This is a genomic window from Lentibacillus daqui (genome assembly GCF_027186265.1).
Taxonomy (GTDB): Bacteria; Bacillota; Bacilli; order Bacillales; family Amphibacillaceae; genus Lentibacillus_C; species Lentibacillus_C daqui.
Genome location: NZ_CP114176.1, coordinates 1058166 through 1075836, shown reverse-complemented (window position 1 = coordinate 1075836; position 17671 = coordinate 1058166). Strand labels below are relative to the sequence as shown.

At 42.6% G+C, this 17671-nt stretch carries 15 protein-coding genes; all 15 read right to left on the bottom strand.

The features are described 5' to 3' along the window. Window positions 1-24 precede the first annotated feature (24 nt). Window positions 25-789 (bottom strand): 3-oxoacyl-ACP reductase FabG, encoded by a 765-nt coding sequence (fabG, locus tag O2S85_RS05480; RefSeq protein WP_269411689.1) that lies wholly within the window; start codon window positions 787-789, stop codon window positions 25-27. A 23-nt stretch (window positions 790-812) separates the two neighbouring features. After that, window positions 813-1988 (bottom strand): acyl-CoA dehydrogenase family protein, encoded by a 1176-nt coding sequence (locus O2S85_RS05475; protein ID WP_269411688.1) that lies wholly within the window; start codon window positions 1986-1988, stop codon window positions 813-815. Between the two features lie 69 nt (window positions 1989-2057). Beyond that, the gene (locus tag O2S85_RS05470) at window positions 2058-2801 is read right to left on the bottom strand and encodes an SDR family NAD(P)-dependent oxidoreductase (RefSeq protein ID WP_269411687.1); all 744 of its coding nucleotides are present in this window, start codon (window positions 2799-2801) and stop codon (window positions 2058-2060) included. A gap of 20 nt (window positions 2802-2821) precedes the next feature. Further along, entirely contained in the window at window positions 2822-3802 is a 981-nt protein-coding gene (locus tag O2S85_RS05465) for an NADPH:quinone oxidoreductase family protein (protein WP_269411686.1), read from the bottom strand. Window positions 3803-3831: 29 nt separating this feature from the next. Further along, the gene (locus O2S85_RS05460) at window positions 3832-5394 is read right to left on the bottom strand and encodes an acyl-CoA carboxylase subunit beta (RefSeq protein WP_269411685.1); all 1563 of its coding nucleotides are present in this window, start codon (window positions 5392-5394) and stop codon (window positions 3832-3834) included. A gap of 47 nt (window positions 5395-5441) precedes the next feature. After that, window positions 5442-7052 carry a class I adenylate-forming enzyme family protein gene (locus O2S85_RS05455; RefSeq protein WP_269412484.1) on the bottom strand — a complete coding sequence of 537 codons (1611 nt, stop codon included), beginning with the start codon at window positions 7050-7052 and terminating at the stop codon, window positions 5442-5444. 67 nt (window positions 7053-7119) lie between these two features. Further along, window positions 7120-8736, bottom strand: coding sequence for a long-chain-fatty-acid--CoA ligase (locus O2S85_RS05450; RefSeq protein ID WP_269411684.1), 1617 nt, complete (start codon window positions 8734-8736; stop codon window positions 7120-7122). A 30-nt stretch (window positions 8737-8766) separates the two neighbouring features. Continuing rightward, window positions 8767-9723 (bottom strand): phosphotriesterase family protein, encoded by a 957-nt coding sequence (locus tag O2S85_RS05445; protein ID WP_269411683.1) that lies wholly within the window; start codon window positions 9721-9723, stop codon window positions 8767-8769. A gap of 29 nt (window positions 9724-9752) precedes the next feature. Beyond that, window positions 9753-11417: a long-chain fatty acid--CoA ligase gene (locus O2S85_RS05440; RefSeq protein WP_269411682.1), complete on the bottom strand. Its 1665-nt coding sequence runs from the start codon at window positions 11415-11417 to the stop codon at window positions 9753-9755. A 54-nt stretch (window positions 11418-11471) separates the two neighbouring features. Next, a complete protein-coding gene (locus tag O2S85_RS05435) occupies window positions 11472-12230 on the bottom strand; it encodes a 2-phosphosulfolactate phosphatase (protein ID WP_269411681.1) in 759 nt (252 codons plus the stop codon). Beyond that, the gene (locus O2S85_RS05430) at window positions 12231-13286 is read right to left on the bottom strand and encodes a phosphotransferase family protein (protein ID WP_269411680.1); all 1056 of its coding nucleotides are present in this window, start codon (window positions 13284-13286) and stop codon (window positions 12231-12233) included. Between the two features lie 124 nt (window positions 13287-13410). Then, window positions 13411-13974: a TetR/AcrR family transcriptional regulator gene (locus O2S85_RS05425; RefSeq protein ID WP_269411679.1), complete on the bottom strand. Its 564-nt coding sequence runs from the start codon at window positions 13972-13974 to the stop codon at window positions 13411-13413. A gap of 49 nt (window positions 13975-14023) precedes the next feature. Beyond that, on the bottom strand, window positions 14024-14800 hold the full coding sequence (locus O2S85_RS05420; RefSeq protein WP_269411678.1) for an SDR family oxidoreductase: 777 nt from the start codon (window positions 14798-14800) through the stop codon (window positions 14024-14026). A 17-nt stretch (window positions 14801-14817) separates the two neighbouring features. Then, entirely contained in the window at window positions 14818-16026 is a 1209-nt protein-coding gene (locus O2S85_RS05415) for an acyl-CoA dehydrogenase (protein ID WP_269411677.1), read from the bottom strand. Window positions 16027-16626: 600 nt separating this feature from the next. After that, window positions 16627-17670: a DUF1646 family protein gene (locus tag O2S85_RS05410; RefSeq protein WP_269411676.1), complete on the bottom strand. Its 1044-nt coding sequence runs from the start codon at window positions 17668-17670 to the stop codon at window positions 16627-16629. Between the last annotated feature and the right edge of the window lies 1 nt (window position 17671).

The following is a 17671-nucleotide window of genomic DNA, read 5'->3' as shown; positions in this document are numbered from 1 at the left end:
ATCCACCTCTTCTTCTTGAGATAATTAGTCCTTTGGCCCTCCGGCAACATAGATCACTTGACCATTTACGAATGACGATGCTTCATCAGCGAAAAATGCCACCGCATTAGCAATGTCTTCCGGTTTTCCACTTCTGCCAACCGGTATCTGACTGACACTTGCTTCCACTAATTCATCAAATGAAATACCTATTCGTTCAGCAGTTGCTTTTGTCATATCAGTTTCAATGAATCCTGGTGCAACTGCATTTACGGTAATGCCGAATTTACCAAGTTCAATCGCCAGGGTTTTGGTTAACCCCTGTAATCCGGCTTTTGCGGTAGAATAGTTCGCTTGTCCACGATTACCCAATGCTGATGTTGATGATGTATTAATAATCCGGCCATATTTATTCTTCACCATGTATTTTTGCGCTGCCCGGGCGGCATTGAACGATCCTTTCAAATGGACATCCATGACCTGCTGCCAGTCACTGTCCGTCATTTTAAATAATAGATTATCCCGGATAACTCCGGCATTGTTGACCAAAATATCGAGCGAACCAAATGTATTGACCACCTCCTCTACGACTGCTTCCACCTCGTCCGCATTGGTAACGTCAGCTGTTTTGGTCAAGACCTCATAACCCTTATTGGTGAACTCTTGTGCTGCTGCGCTTAATGCTTCTTCATTAATATCAATAATTGCTACTTTGGCACCTTCTTCGGCAAACTTTTGTGCGACACCTTTACCGATTCCACGGCTGCCACCTGTTACGAAAGCTACTTTTCCTGCAAACCTGTTTGTCATTATGAATTCCTCCTTGTAAAATATTACATGAATTGTCCTAATTTTACATTACCTTTTAATAGATTTCTAGCGATAATTAACCGTTGAATCTCATCTGTACCATCGTAAATGCGCCAAAGTCTTGCTTCACGATACCAGCGTTCAATCGGTAATTCCTTGGTATAACCCATCCCGCCATGAATCTGCAGGACACGGTCGACAACCCGGTTACCCATATTGGATCCGTAAAGTTTAGCCATCGATGCCAGATGGCGGTTATCTTCCCCGATATCAAGTGTAAACGCGGCATTTAGCACAATCCATCTGGCAGCCTCGATCTCAACTGCAGAATCAGCAATTTGCCACTGGATGGCCTGCCGATCCGCAATTGGTTTGCCAAATGTTTCCCGTTCTTTGGCATAATCAATTGCCATTTGCAACAGGCGTTCTGCAGCACCGACAGCGGTCGCGCCAACAACCCATCTGGCAAAACCAATCCATTCCAGGCCAAGCTTATAGCCTTCATGCACTTCGCCCAAAACGTTTTCTTCCGGTACACGTACATTGTCAAAAACAAGGCCGGCTGGTCCCCATTCTCCCATTGTATGAATATATTCCGATTTCCATCCCATATTCCGGTCAACAATGAAACAGGTAACCCCTTCTCTTCCGGTTCGCTGATGACGTTCCTTATCAGTGATTGCAATCACCATGACAAAATCGGCTTCATTTCCACCGGTGATAAATGTTTTCTCACCATTAATGACCCATTCATTGCCGTCCTTAACCGCAGTTGTTTTAATATTTCTTGTATCTGATCCTGCGCCAGGTTCGGTCATAGCAAAACACGACTTTTTCTCGCCATTAATGGTTGGAATTAAGTATTTTTGTTTTTGTTGTTCATTCCCGTAATAAAGAATGTTATCGGCAGAGCCACCGAATTGAAATGGTACAAACGTTTTGCCAACCTCCATCAACACGATGGCCATCATCATTTGCCCAAGATCAGCACCACCATATTCTGCCGGTGTATTGATCCCCCAAAAACCCGCTTCTTTTGCTTTTAATTGTAATTCATCCAACTTTTCTGCTGATAGGCTTGGCTTGCCCTCTCGTTCATTTCTTAGCACATCATTTTCCAGTGGTTTTAATTCTTTTTCAACAAATTTTCTGATGGTTTGCTGCACCATTTTTTGCTCATCGGTTAAACGTAAATGCATTCGTTTCACTCCTCCAATTTTTATATACTAAATGGTTGGTATGTCAAAGAAGAATTCCAAAACGACCGGCTATATATTCAATGTACCACCATCGATTACCAAAGTTTCACCGGTAATAAAAGATGCCTCATCAGATGCCAGGAACAGCACCGCATTAGCCACTTCTTCTGGCTTACCGATTCTGCGTAATGCATTGGCAGTCGACAAAATCGGCCACTTGTCCGTTTTCTTCCAATCATCTACCATTTTTGTATCAATGATCCCTGGGGCAACCGCATTCACCCGAATATTTTTTCGGCCAAATTCCGTTGCGGCTGTTTTGGTAAGAGCCATTACACTGCTCTTTGAGGCTGAATAAGCAGCAACAAGTTTTTGCCCTTTCATTCCGGCAATGCTGGCTGTATTAATGATCGAACTACCGGATTCCATATGTGGCAAAACATACTTTAAACCAAGAAATACACCGGTAATATTGATATCCATCACCCGTTGCCATTCCTCAAGCGAAACATCGGGAATCTTTTTCTCATCCGCATTTATCCCGGCATTATTATATAGAATATTAATCTGACCGAATATATCTGCTGCTTTTTCCACCATTTGTACAACATCAGCGGGATTAGTCATATCTGTACGGATAAATGCAGCTTCTCTATCCTGTTGTTTGATCGCACGTACAGTTTTAAGTCCATTTTCTTCACTGACATCAGCGACCATTACTTTGGCCCCTTCTTGTGCAAATCTTAATGCCGTGGCCCTGCCAATATCCCCGCCACCCCCTGTTACAATGGCGACTTTGTTTGCTAATCGCATTTTCTCACCCTTTCGTCATGTTATGGTCTTGCAATTAATTTCCCATATGTTTTTCGATCAGCCAGCACTTCCAATGCGTTGGGAACATCTGCAAGGTTATATTCCTGATAAACTAGTGGACGAATAGCTCTTTGCTCATAAAGTTTCATAAGCTGGTTGTGAATGTTTAGGACTTCACTTGGATTTAATTTACGAAACAGTCCCCAATGAACGCCTACAATCGAATAGTTTTTGACCAATGCATGGTTTACAGGGGCATCGGAAATACGGCCGCCCGCAAAACCGATCACTAAGATACGGCCATCAAAAGCAATGCATTTCCGGGAACGATCGAATACATCACCACCAACAGGGTCAAAAATTACATTGGCACCCTGTCCATTCGTTTCTTCTTTGACACGTTTCACAAAATCAGTTGCTTTGTAATCAATAGTCACATCTGCACCGAGTTCTTTACATATCTCTACTTTCTCCGGACCACCAGCAGTAGCAATCACTTTTACCCCTTTGGCTTTTCCAAGCTGAATGGCGGCAGAACCTACACCACCCGCTCCCGCATGAACAAGTAAGACTTCACCAGCTTGTAGATTCGCCCGGTAAAACAATGAATAATAGGCGGTTTGATACGTAATGAACATTCCGGCTGCTTCATTGGCAGGCATTACTTCCGGGATGGCGTAAACAGATGATTCCGAAACACATACCCATTCCGATAATCCGCCAGCTGGCAATTCTGGTGTAGCGATTACCCGCTGTCCCGCCGTCAACTGACAACCCTCTCCAGCTTCCCGGATAGTCCCGCAAATCTCAGCCCCTGGCGTAAACGGGATTGGCGGCTTTTCCTGATATTTTCCCTGACAAAGTAAAATGTCGAAAAAATTAAGGGATGTGGCTTCTACCTCAATTAACAGTTTTCCGGTTTCCACTGCAGGACATGGCTCATCCTGCAATGCCAACACATCTTTCGGTTCACCTAGTTTGGTTACTTTCCAACTACGCATATGGCGTATCTCCTCCATTTAATCGTTATCTAAAATCCAGTCGGCCAATTAGCTAAATGGCGCTCACTTTTTGAACCATTTTTATGACAGGCATATTCCAACGTCTGTGACAAGAATTTCCTAGTATCCCGCGGATCAATGATATCATCAATTAAATACTTGCCAGCCGCCTGATATGGAGAACTGTCAAACCCCCATGTTTTCAATAATTCCTGGCGTTTTTCTTTAGCATTTTCAGCAGTTTGAAGTTCCCGCCCATAAACCACATTGACGCCAACCTCAGGTCCGGTAAAATTGATCTCTGCCGTGGGCCAGGCAACAACGAAATCGGCTCCCATTGTCGGACCGCACATATTACCATAGGCTGCACCAATACTTTTGCGAATAACGACGGAGATCTTTGGCACAGTTGATTGGGCAAGTGCTTGATTCCAGACCATAATCTTTGTTGGCATTTTCAACTTTTCCGCTTCACTGGAAACACGAAAGCCAGGAATGTCATGTAAAAAGATTAATGGAATATGATACGAGTCACACAAACAAATGAAATCGGTCGCCTTATCACATTCTTTAGCTCCGGCAGCACCAGCGAATTTCATTGGCTGATTGGCAATAATCCCGACCGTCCTGCCATTGATTCTGGCTAATGCCGTTATGAGTGCGGTTCCATATGAAGATTTAAGTTCAAAGTACACCCCGTCATCTACAAGCCGTTTAACAACCTTTTTCATATCGTACGCTCGTTTTTGTCGAGTCGGCACAATATTTATTAATTCATCAACACTTCGATAGGGATCATCACTCGTCTCCTGATATGGTGGTTCTTCACCTTTATTTAGTGGGATATAGTCCAGGAATTGTTTTATTTCCGCAATTGCTTCGTCTTCATCTTCCGCAAACCGTTCCACTTGTCCGGTATGATCGGCATGAATGTTCCAGCCGCCAAGTTCTTCATTGGTGACCTTTTCACCTGTAGCAATTTCCAGCATCCGCGGACCGGCTACAGCCATTGAAGTACCTTTTACCTGAGTCACAAAATCGGAGGAAACAGCAGTCCATGTTGGTCCGCCAAAACTGTCACCCAAAATAGCGGTAATCATCGGAACTTCTCTTCGATGCAACAACAGCTCATTGGGAAAAAGCATCTGACTGATTCCATCCGCTCCCATTCCATCTGGCATCCGAAGTCCTCTGCCTTCCATTAAACAAACCAGCGGAAAACCCCGCTTAACGGCAAATGTATGAGCGGCATGGGTTTTACGGAAATACACCATCCCCTCGGTTCCGGCAAAGACAGTTTTGTCTGCTGCCTGTAATACGATCGGTCGACCATTGACTTTTGCCAGACCTGTAATAACACCATCTCCGGCACTTTTTCCCTCAGCACCGGGCTGATCGGAATGAGCAAGCAACCCCAATTCCAAAAATGATCCAGGGTCAACAAGTTTGTCGATTCGCTCTCGGGCAGTGTATTTCCCCAGCTCATGCTGATGCTTTAGCTTATCTGAACCGCCACCAAGTTTTGCCTTATCTTTTTTTTCGATTAATTCATCAATTGCTTTCTCCATGTTTGCTTCTTTGATTTTTTCCATGATTGTCCCCCATTACAAAAAATTGCGTATGTTGCAGGAAGATTCTACTATTCCCGTAAAAGCCGCCGCAGTATCTTACCGGAGGATGTTGCCGGCAATTGTTCAAGGAACTCCACGTTACGCGGATATTTATACGCAGCCATATGATCCCTTGCCCAATCCACGATTTCATCTTCCGTTACGTTGTTTTTATATTCCGGCTTTAAGACAATGAATGCTTTCACACTTTCGCCGCGGTTTTTATCCGGGACACCAACAACAGCCACCTGGGATACAGCTTCATGATCACTTAGTAACGCTTCCACATCCTCCGGAAAAACACTGAACCCGGATGATTTGATCATTTCTTTGACCCTGCCATTAAAATAAAGATACCCATCCTCATCCACCATTCCAATATCTCCGGTAAACACCCAGCCATCACGTAATGTTGCTTCTGTTGCCTCTGGCCGGTTCAAATATCCTTTAAAAACACCCGGATTTTTCACAGCAATTTCGCCTTGCTGACCAGGCGGTAAATCTTCACCAGTCTCCAGATCAACAATCCGAAATTCCGTATCATAGGTGGCGATTCCACACGTGCCATACTTAATCTGATTGATTGGCATGAATGTATCACAAGTATGTGTTTCACTTAATCCATACGATGCTTCGTACATGAGGCAGCCGTCAGTAAGGTTCTTCCATGTTTCAGCCAGTTTTTCGTCCACAGGCATGCCAAAACTAGTAGCAAAGTTAAGCTTTAATGATGTCAGGTCGTACTTTTCCACCTCTGGATAATGAATGATCGCATTATTCATTGGCGCTACCGTATACAATTTAGTTACCCTGTACCGTTCAATCGCCTTGATCGCTGCCTCCGGGTCAAAACGGTTGAGCAATACACACGAAACAGCACTATAAATCGGTGTATTCACCCCCATGACCATGCCAGCAATGTGACAGAGCGGGGCAGCTGCCAATGTTTGATCCTGTTTATTGATCAAATATCCATTAGCTGATGCCGCTGTTTTAAACAAGGCATTTCCATAAGTTAACATGGCTGCTTTTGATCTTCCTGTTGTTCCCGATGTAAACACCATTAATCCAACATCTTTCCAAATATTTATTTCTTCCGGTTCCCCGATTGGATCGGATTGTGCAATTACTTCCAGCATGTCATATGTGCCAGTTACTTTCTTTTTCTCCATTTGCAGTTCATCTGGTAATGGCAGTGTTACCTCATTGCCAAGAAAATCGACATAGTTGGTGGTCAATGAAAATTCCAATGCAGGAAGTCTATCGTTTATATTTTCTATTTGTTGATATAGTTCCTGACCGGCAATTACAGCTTGAACCTCCACTTCATTCATGTAATATTCAAGTTCTGCTTCCTTGTACATTGGATTTAGTGGCACGACAATCCCGCCAAGCATTTGGATTGCAAAATGGCCAATGATATATTGTGGACAATTTTGCATAAACAGGGCGACCCGGGAGCTTTTTTTAATTCCCCGGTTTGCTAGAAACTGAGCCAGACGTTGGGTTTTGTCACTTAGCTGCTCCCAGGTAATCGAATTTCCGTAAAAAACGTATGCAGTCTGCTTTGGTTGTTCGATTGCATTTTGTATGAGATATTCGTGTAACGGCTTTTCCCCAAGGCGATAATGCAATGTCATGGGGACATCTTTCGGCCAGCTTTTTCGTGAAATCGTTTTCACATTTTCCCCTTCCTTCTGTGAAAAACTACTCCGCTTTCACTGATTCCTCTCTGATTTTTCGACGTAGAATTTTACCAACATTTGTTTTCGGTAATTCTTTTCTAAACTCCACCACTCTCGGTACCTTATAAGCAGCCATATTTTTGCGGCAATACGCGATTATTTCATCTTGTGTACATGCATAACCATCTTTTAATACAACAACCGCCTTGACCGTTTCTCCGCGATATGGATCGGGAACACCGACAACGACAGCTTCCTGAATAGCTGGATATTCATAGAGGATTTCTTCCACATCTCGTGGATAAATATTGTAACCGCTCGCAATAATTAGATCTTTTTTACGATCAACAATGAAAAGAAATCCATCTTCATCCATATAGGCGATATCTCCCGTATACAGCCATCCGTCCCGAAGTGCGTGTGCAGTCTCCTCCGGCATATGCCAGTACCCCTTCATCACCTGTGGTCCCTTGATAATGATTTCACCGATCTCTCCTGGTGGAAGTTCCTTTGTTCCATCGGCCAAGTCTACTATTTTATAATCGGTTGATGGAAAACCGATCCCGACACTACCAGTTTTTCGAGGACCAAAACTGGGATTACAATGTGTTGATGGGGACGTTTCTGATAATCCATAGCCTTCGAGAATCATTGCACCTGTCTTACCTTCGAATGAACGGAGAACTTCACCTGGCATCGGCGCACTGCCACTGTTACAAACCTTCAAACTTACCAAATCATTTTCACTGACATCCGGATGATTCAGTAAAGCAATATACATCGTTGGTACGCCAGGAAACTTGGTCGGTTGTAAATCTTTGATCGTTTGCCATACTTCATCCACTTTAAATCGTGGAAGCATGATACTCATTGCTCCTGTATAAATAGCCAGATTCATGCAGGAAGTCATGCCATAAACATGGAATAGCGGAATAACCGTTAGCACCCGGTCACTTCCCAGATTAAATGTGTCTTTAAAAAACTCATGGGACTGCATCACGTTGGCCAATAAATTGCTATGGGTAAGCATGGCCCCCTTGGAACGTCCGGTTGTTCCACCTGTATACTGCAAAATTGCTATATCTTCATATGCATCAATCTCGGCAGGTACAGGTGGTGTAGATGCGCGTTTTATAAATGCCTCAAATCCTGTGGCAATAACGTCTTCATTTTCTCCTCCTTTCAAATTAACCTTAATCACTCGTTTAACAGCTGTCTTATCCATGACTTCGTTTAATGCCGGCAGTAATGGCTCATAAATCACAATAGTCTCAGCATCCGAGTCAGTTAAAATATATTCTAATTCTTTCCCAACAAGCATCGGATTTAGCTGTGTAACAATTCCTCCAGCTTGTAAAATTCCATAATAACTGATTACATATTGCGGGCAATTGGGCAGCATGATGGCCACCCGGTCCCCCTTGTTAACCCTCTCTTCCTGCAATGCAGCGGTAAAGGCATCAACCAGTTCACCAAGTCGCTGATAAGTGATTTCTTTTCCATAAAAATGAATGGCCTGATGATCTCCATAATTTGCAATCGTTTCCTTTAGCATTTCCGGCAATGATTGATTCGGGATTTCCAATTCTTTTGCGATATGTTCTGGATAATGCTTTAACCAGACTTTATCCATCTCCATCCTCCTTCATATACTTTTATAGGATAACGCTTACAAATGGAACAGACTTTCAATTGTCGCTTCTGGTATGCCCCGATGTTTTAATGCAGGAATTACATTTTCAAACACATGTGCAGGATGCCAGTTTCGAACCAGATGAGCCACATCCTCACTCATTTCAGGATCCCGTCCCAACCAGTAATTGATGGAATCATGGGAGATCATAATTTGTTTTTCGTATCCTTCATCCAACAGCTGTACCAATGTTTCAATTCGTGCCTCATCCATTGGTGCCCCAACCAATTTTTGAATCCCAAAACGGTCAAAGCCAATATATACGCCGGTTTCCAGTGCTTGCTTATGATAGTCCACATCAGTATTTCCGCACATATGGCCAATTACAATCTTCACTGGATCAACTCCTGCACCAGTCAGAAGCCTTGCCTGTTCAGGTCCCATTGTTCCCTCTTGGGTATGAGTAAGTAGCATAATACCTGTTTCCTTATGGACTTCTGCTGCGATATCAAAAAACATTCGCTCATATGACGTAATTTCGTCCTTGCTTGATGCTAGTTTAATAATCCCCGGTCGAATTCCCGTTCCAGCGATACCATGATTTATTTCCTCCATAAACATGTTATAAATATCTTTCTCCGCTGTTCCGAGCGACTTACGGAATTTAAAATAAGTAGTACCACCTTCACCTTCATAATAATATCCAGTGGCACAAACAATCTGTAAACCGGTAGCCTCCGATATATCCTTTAAAACTTCCGGATCACGTCCACATTCATTCGGAGTTGGGTCGACAACCGTTTTCACTCCATATTTCATGACTGTTTTGGCCGCTTCAATCCCGGCACGTACTGCATCTTCCCGGTTATATGGCCCCAAGGTAATGTCCCCGCTGTAACCTGGATAACCAAATTGGAAGTGTTCATGAATCAGTGTTTTACCCATATCTGCAACAGGAACTTTACCAGTAACCGTCTCTATCCATTCGCCCATATTATCAGCTCCTCAATTTTCTAAACTCCCTATGACTTACTGGATACACCGTTTTCCTGTAATTCCCGCCATAAAATCTTGCCGCTCGATGTAGTCGGAAAACGATCGGTAAACTCGACAATCCTTGGATATTTATACGCCGCCATCTGCCCTTTAGACCATTCGATAATTTCCTGTTCTGTTACCTTTCCAACTGCATCATCATTCAGTATGACAAATGCTTTAACCGTTTCACCGCGCTTCGGATCCGGCGCTCTGACTACACATGCCTGTTGGATAGCTGGGTGTTTATATAAAATGGATTCCACTTCTGTAGGCCAGACCTTAAAACCCGCTGCATTAATCATCCGCTTCAACCGGTCAACGATGAAAAAGTATCCTTCCTCATCCATCTTCACAATATCACCAGTCCGAAAAAACGATTTCCCGTCGATTTCCATAAAAGCTTCTTTGTTATCTTCATCCCGGTTATAATATCCCTTAAAAACCTGTGGACCGTTGACAACCAATTCACCTTCTTCACCCACACCAAGTTCCTTCCCGGTTGCCAGATCAATAATCCGCGCATCTACATCAAATGACGGAATACCTAAACACTGCAATTTGGGACGGTTTGGCGGATTAAAATGTGTGTGGGAAATTGTCTCTGACAACCCATATCCCTCTACATAACGCAACCCGGTACGTTGATATAATTGTTCACCAACCGCTTCAGGTAATGGCGCTCCCCCGCCACCAATCAGTGTTAACGAGGAAATATCATAGTCTTCCAGATTTGGATTGGCTAAAAAATCGATTAACATCGTACTAATATTCGTCCAGTGAGTGCAGCTGTATGTTTCTACTACTTTAGCAGCATAATCCCGATCCCATCGGGTCATCATGATGATCGTGCTTCCTGCCAAAATTGGTGCCAGTACACTATGCACCAATCCCGTAACATGGAAAAAAGGTAACGTGGACAATACAACCGCATCAGGCATAATCGTCATCCAGTGAAAAGCTCCAGTCGTATTAGCCTGAATGGTCCGATTCGTATGCATACAGCCTTTAGGCAGCCCAGTTGTACCAGATGTATACGGTATAACGGCAACATCGTCAGCTTTCCCCTGATAGGGTGACGGTAATTGACTGACAGATAACGCATCATGCCAATTTATACCATCCGGCACTGTCTCAGCATTGGTAGTAACTTCCGGGGGTAGCTCACCAAGTGCATCGCTTGCAGAAATATAATCAGCATATGCAGCAACAATTATCGTTTCCAGCGATGTTTCCTGCTTTAACGGTATTACTTTGTCAAGCAATTCCTGACCAACCAAGGCATTCTTGATGGAGCAGTCCCTCACATAAAAGGATAAATCATCCGTCGTACTCATTGGGTTAATTGGTACCACAACTGCCTGCACACGTAAAATCGCAAAAAAGCTGATAACAAATTGTGGCGAGTTTTGCATAAATAAGAGTACTTTTTCATCTTTTTGCACATCCAAGTCTGTTTCCAGATAACCAGCTAACCGCTCCACTTGATCCATAAGCTGAGCATATGTCAACGTTTTGCCATAATACCGGATTGCCGCCTTATTTGGGTACTTCTTGGCTGTGATTGTCAGATTATCATATAAAGTGGTTTCGGGTACAGTTAGTGTTTTCGCCACTCGGGGTGGCCAAAATTTAAAATGTCTGGTTTGCATGACACGCCATCCTTTCCCTCTCTTTAATGTTTAGAGCCTGAATATTACTTGAATTCACGAATCGATTTTACGTTCACCTACAAGATGCTTATTCTTATCAACAATCCGGCCATCCAACAAATGAGGAATCACAGGCAGTATTCCTTCTTGATTAACAAAGGTAATATCCTCAAGACAATCGTATGCTTCAAGCGCCCTCCCGACTCGTGAATCATGAAGTACATTTAGTGATTTTGTATTTTCATAAAATAATTTGGCTGCGAGTGCGCTATCCGTTAAATCTACTGGACTATCATTCTCATAAATTAATTGGTTAATAAAATATCCCGCCCCATAAAAATCCTCTATACAAAACCGATCCTTTGAACCAGAACAAACCACCATAATCGTTTCATCTTGATCCTGATTGACAATTTGCTTACTTACCGCTTTACCGTTTAAAATAGATGCAATATATACTTTTTTAGCGGAAGCTGCTTTTTTTATCGCCACCGTACCATTTGTCGTTGATAATACAACTGTTTTATCCATTACTTCACCTTTTAGTCCCAACGGTGTGGGATCCAAAAAACCATCAATCGTTATCCCATTATATTCTCCAACAAGAGCCACCTCGTCTGCGGGAAACTTTTTTGCCTCTCTTAATGCTTCTGCACCGTCCATCACTGGAATAACCTGTTTTGCACCATAGTCCAGACATGCAGTAATGGTTGACGTTGCTAATAAAACATCAAACACCACAGCAATTTTACTATCATCCATTTTGATGCTATCGATTTCTTCCTTTTTTAATAGAACATGGATCTTCATCATTCACACACCTTTTGTTGTTTGCAAGGCATACTCCATCAAATTTTTAACCGATTGATCAAAATGAGCAAACCTGGCATCATCTGTCTGTCCATTCACATAGCGGAAATAGATTTGCTGCAAAATAACGGCCAGTTTAAAATAGGCAAAAGTTAAATAAAAATGGATGTTCGTTACATCACGCCCACTTCTCCTTGCATACGCTTCCAAAAACTCTCTACGGGTAAAGAAACCATCCATTACGGTAACCGGTGGTTCTCCAAGACCCGTTTTTAACTGTTCTGAGTCATCTGCTTCCATCCAATAGGCAAGAGCAACCCCCAGATCTGCCAATGGATCACCTATCGTCGTCATCTCCCAGTCAAATAATCCAGCCATCTTACTGAAGTCGCTAGAAAACATAGCATTATTTAACTTGTAATCGTAGTGGATTACTGTTGGCGCCGGTGATGTCGGAATATTGTTCTGGAGCCAGTTAGTTAATGCGCCAACACCGGTAATCTCTTCTGTTTTTGACCGTTCATACCGTTTAATCCATCCACCTACCTGACGTTCCATGAATCCTTGGGGCTTTGACATGCCGACCAGTTCTGTTTGCCGGTAATCTACCTGATGCAATTCAACTAATTGATCAACCATAATATTGGAGATTCTTTTGCCTAATTCCGGTTCATACGTTACACCTTCTGGAAACTTGGTATCGATAACAATTCCTTTTCGCCGTTCCATGATAAAAAATGGGCGTCCGATAATTCGTTCATCATCAGAGAACACATATGGCTTTGGTGCAGTTTGGTATAACGGATGAAGCGTATTTAAAATGGTATATTCCCGTTTCATGTCATGAGCTTTTGGTGCAACCGGTCCGAACGGTGGGCGTCTTAGTACCGCTTCCCACGAACCAAACCGTAATAAATAGGTCAAATTGGAACGTCCGGCACTAAACTGCTCCATTTCCATTGGCTGGTCTGGTACATCCGGTATATGTCTGCGCACAAACGCTTCCAATACCGCTTTATCCAGTTCCTCACCTTTGCGCACCTTGATTGTATCTTTCATATTCTCAACCCCTTCATACACCCGGCCAAATCATATGTCTTGTTTACAAAGATATTCGCTATATCCAACCTATTCCGAAGCCGTAATTTGTATAACTAGCCTTTACAGACATTGATTGCTTTACTTAACCCTCAATGCCTGTCAGAATCACATTGGCATAAGTCGTTATCAACTCTTCGGGTGGCACCTCTCCTGCTGGCTGATACCAGTTATAGCTCCAATTCGTCATTCCCAAAATCCCGAATGTAACCATATCAACACGAAGATCCTTTCTAAACTCGCCAATATCCTTGCCTTTACGAATAACATCTTCCAGATTCAAACGGAATTGGGCTCGTTTTTGTTTAATTTTTTCGATGTTTTCATCAGCCAGGTGCCTTAGCTCACGAAAATAGACGCGGGCACTTGGTCCATTTTCTGTTATATCTGTAACCAGCAAGCGGATGATGCCAATTAATTTATCTTTTGGCGTCATCTGGTCACTCTGAATAATTTGTTCCTGACGCCTTAATAAATTGGTAATATAATCATCCTGGATTTCCATTAACAGCTGTTCCTTACTGGAAAAATAGTAATAGAATGTCCCTTTTGTTACCCCCAATTCATCGACGATATCCTGGATCGATGTATGGCTAAACCCTTCTTTTTCGAACAGTAACACACTTTGTTCTACGATTTTATCTTTCATTACAAAACCTCGCTAGTTCAAAGTCAATTCATCGTTCAAGTCACTAATATTAGTATGCATGTGACCCACCATCAACGGTTAAAATATCGCCACTCACAAAATCGGATGCTTTGGAAGCAAGAAACAATGCTACACCTTTGATATCCTCATCTTTACCAAGTCGATTTAATGGTGTACCTTCAAGGATCTTATCTTTTCCAGTTTCTAACAGGCCCCTTGACATTTTTGTCGGGAAGAATCCTGGAGCAATCGCATTCACATTAATATTGTACTGACCCCATTTGACAGCCAAGTCCTTGGTAAAGGTCATAATCGCCCCTTTACTCGTATTGTAACCAATCGTATCCATGTATCTTGGATCTGTTCCACCGAATCCCGCTACGGAGGCAAGATTAATGATTTTTCCTTGTCGCTGGTTGACCATAATTCTGCCAACTTCCTGACTCATTAAAAAAGTTCCGGTGATATTAACATTAATAACCTTTTCCCAGGCTTCAAACGGCATATCGAGCACACTTGCGCCCCATGTTGCCCCACTGTTGTTAACAAGAATGTCGATTCCGCCAAAGTGATTAACCGTTTCTTGTACCACATGTTTAACGTCATCCCGGTCGGCTACATTACACTTAAAAGCTAATGAATCAACATGATACGTTTCTTTCAGGTGATCACGCATCTCTTCACAAGGTTCCAATTTTCTGGAGCAAACAACAACATTGGCACCAGCTTCAGCAAAGCTTTTGGCAATTTCAGCACCTAATCCCCGGCCGCCACCTGTGATAAGCGCTGTTTTTCCATCCAATTTAAATAAGTCAAATATACTCATCTGGTATTCATCCCCTTTTATTGGTATTTTCGTAGTTCGAGTCTGGCAATCTGGCGGCGATGCACTTCATCCGGACCATCGGCAAGTCTTAACGTCCGCGCATTTGCCCACTGATTTGCCAGATTAAAATCATCACTGACACCGCCACCACCATGTGCCTGAATTGCCCGATCGATTACCCGCAATGCCATGTTTGGTGCCACTACTTTAATCATCGCAATTTCCGTTTTTGCCTCTTTATTACCAACTGTATCCATCATATATGCTGCCTTTAAAGTTAGAAGGCGGGCTTGTTCAATATCAATTCGTGATTCCGCGATCCATTCCTGTACAACACCCTGATCAGCAATTTTTTTCCCAAAGGCCACGCGATCCTGTACACGCTTACATAAATCTTCAAGAGCACGCTCAGCTGCACCAATTAAGCGCATGCAATGATGAATACGTCCAGGGCCAAGTCGTCCTTGGGCAATTGCAAACCCTTTTCCCTCATCCCAAATCATATTTTCTGCAGGAACACGTACGTTGTCATAAATGATTTCAGCATGACCATGTGGCGCATCATCATAGCCAAATACCGGAAGCATCCGTTTGATTGTTACGCCTGGTGTATCCAGTGGAACAAGAATCATTGACTGTTGTTCATGTTTGGCTGCATCGGGATCGTTTTTCCCCATGACAATCGCGATTTTACAGCGGGGATCCCCAGCACCGGATGACCACCACTTTGTTCCATTAATCACATATTCATCACCGTCTCTGACGATACTGGCTTGAATATTCGTCGCGTCACTGGATGCAACATCAGGCTCGGTCATGGAAAAACAAGATCGGATTTCCCCAGCCAACAGCGGCTCCAGCCATTGTTTCTTTTGTTCCTCTGTTCCATATCGGGCAAGTACTTCCATATTTCCGGTGTCTGGTGCACTACAATTAAACACCTCAGGTCCAATTAATGATCGCCCCATGATTTCACAAAGTGGTGCATATTCTTCATTCGTAAGTCCGGCACCATACTCACTTTCAGGCAAAAATAAATTCCATAAGCCAGCATCCTTCGCTTTTTGTTTCAGCTCTTCCATAATCGGCGGAATTGCTTCCCACCGGCTCGCTTGTCGATTTAGTTGTTCTTTGTATGTTGATTCATTTGGGTAGACATGTGTCTCCATAAAATCAACCAGCTTTTTCCGTAGTTCCATTACTTTCGGTGAATATGAAAAATCCATCTTGCATGCCTCCTTATGATACCTACTGGATGGTATGTTCAGAATCTTATTTATTATTATAAACTAAACCGATACAATGTTGCAACTTATTAAACTCTTTAATTCTTTCAGAGGTCAAATTAAATACAGAACATGAAGGTTGTAAATTAAGCTTAAACGAATAGAATTTCATCTATCACATTTATGATACAATTTCAACAAACAGGGATTACGAAGCTTACTGCGTGGGGTTTTCCAATAGGTCTGGAAGTTAATTTCTCTATTGATAGCAGATCATGCAATTGGGGGCAATAGGACCTTTGGAGAGCCGCGTTTCTTACATTTAACGAATAAAGGCCGGCATTGAACGAAAACCTTTATTTTTTAGCCGTCATTAAACACTGGAATTTTATAAAGAAAATCAAATATACACGCCAAACAACAAGCAATTGGCGTGTATACTTTCGCTATCAAATGACAAAGTGCTTGTACATACTCTGGAGTCATGTTTTCTCTTTTTGATTAACGTCCTGTGTCGCCCAGGTTAATGTTTTCGCTCCCCCAAGTAGCTGTTTCACCAAATCCGGTTGGACTGTCTGCCCCAACAGCATCTCTAACTAATTACAAAAACAAAATAAAAATAAAATAAACAGCCATAGCAATCAAACCAACAGGGACACCAAACTTTGCCCACTGTACACTGGTAATTTTCAGCTTTCCAGCCGCAATGATGTTCGGAATATTTCCCGGAATCAGGATCCCGCCGCTAATCATTAATCCCATTAAAATAGCCTTGATTGTCGTCGCATCCATTGCCGGGCTAATTTCGGCTGCGGCAAGTGTTGCATTATCCAAAACGGCGGAAATCATGTTAATCCAATACATAATCAACGGGCTTAATCCGATAACATATTTTTCAATAAACGGTTCAAATCCAGCTCCCAGAAAGGTAAGAGCCATCACAAATAAAAAGATCTTTAAACTTCTGATGATAATCTCTGGATACGATTCTACCTGACTGGTTGATGAACTTTGACTTTTGCTGGCAACCTTTGCTTCCTTCGCTGCTTTTTCCGGATCTTTTGGCGTGATAACAATTGCTGCAAGGATACCAAAAATGACAACTGCAGGAATTACCGATGTACCAATTAGGCTTAGTAAATAAAAGAATCCTTCATTCAATTTACTAGTTACAATAGTTGATAATGGTTCACCAATCGGCGTAAGCGCAGCACCCAATCCGATCGCAAAGCAGGCCAGAACAACCAGACGAATTTCTGATTTTTTATCCAGGTTTAAGAAGCTAACGATTGTTGCCAAAATAATGGCAGAAACGATTGCGGTAATGATGCTGGATAATAAGCCAAGTACAATGACAAACAAAGCAATAAACAAACGATACGGCATCGCCCGGCTAATAGCAATCACACCTTTTTGAATGGGTGTCTGAAACCAGCGGAACAAAAGGCCGGCAATCAGGACAGCAAGGGTTATATTAATTGGATCTTCAAGTGCTTTTTTGATTAACTGCCAGTCCAGCACCTGACTAACAATCGTAGATGCAATCCCCATGATAAATAGAAACACTTCCAAATTACGTTCGACAATGTTCGTGAATGGTAAAAACAATACTAGCAGCAGGATAATAATAAGCCCAATAATCATG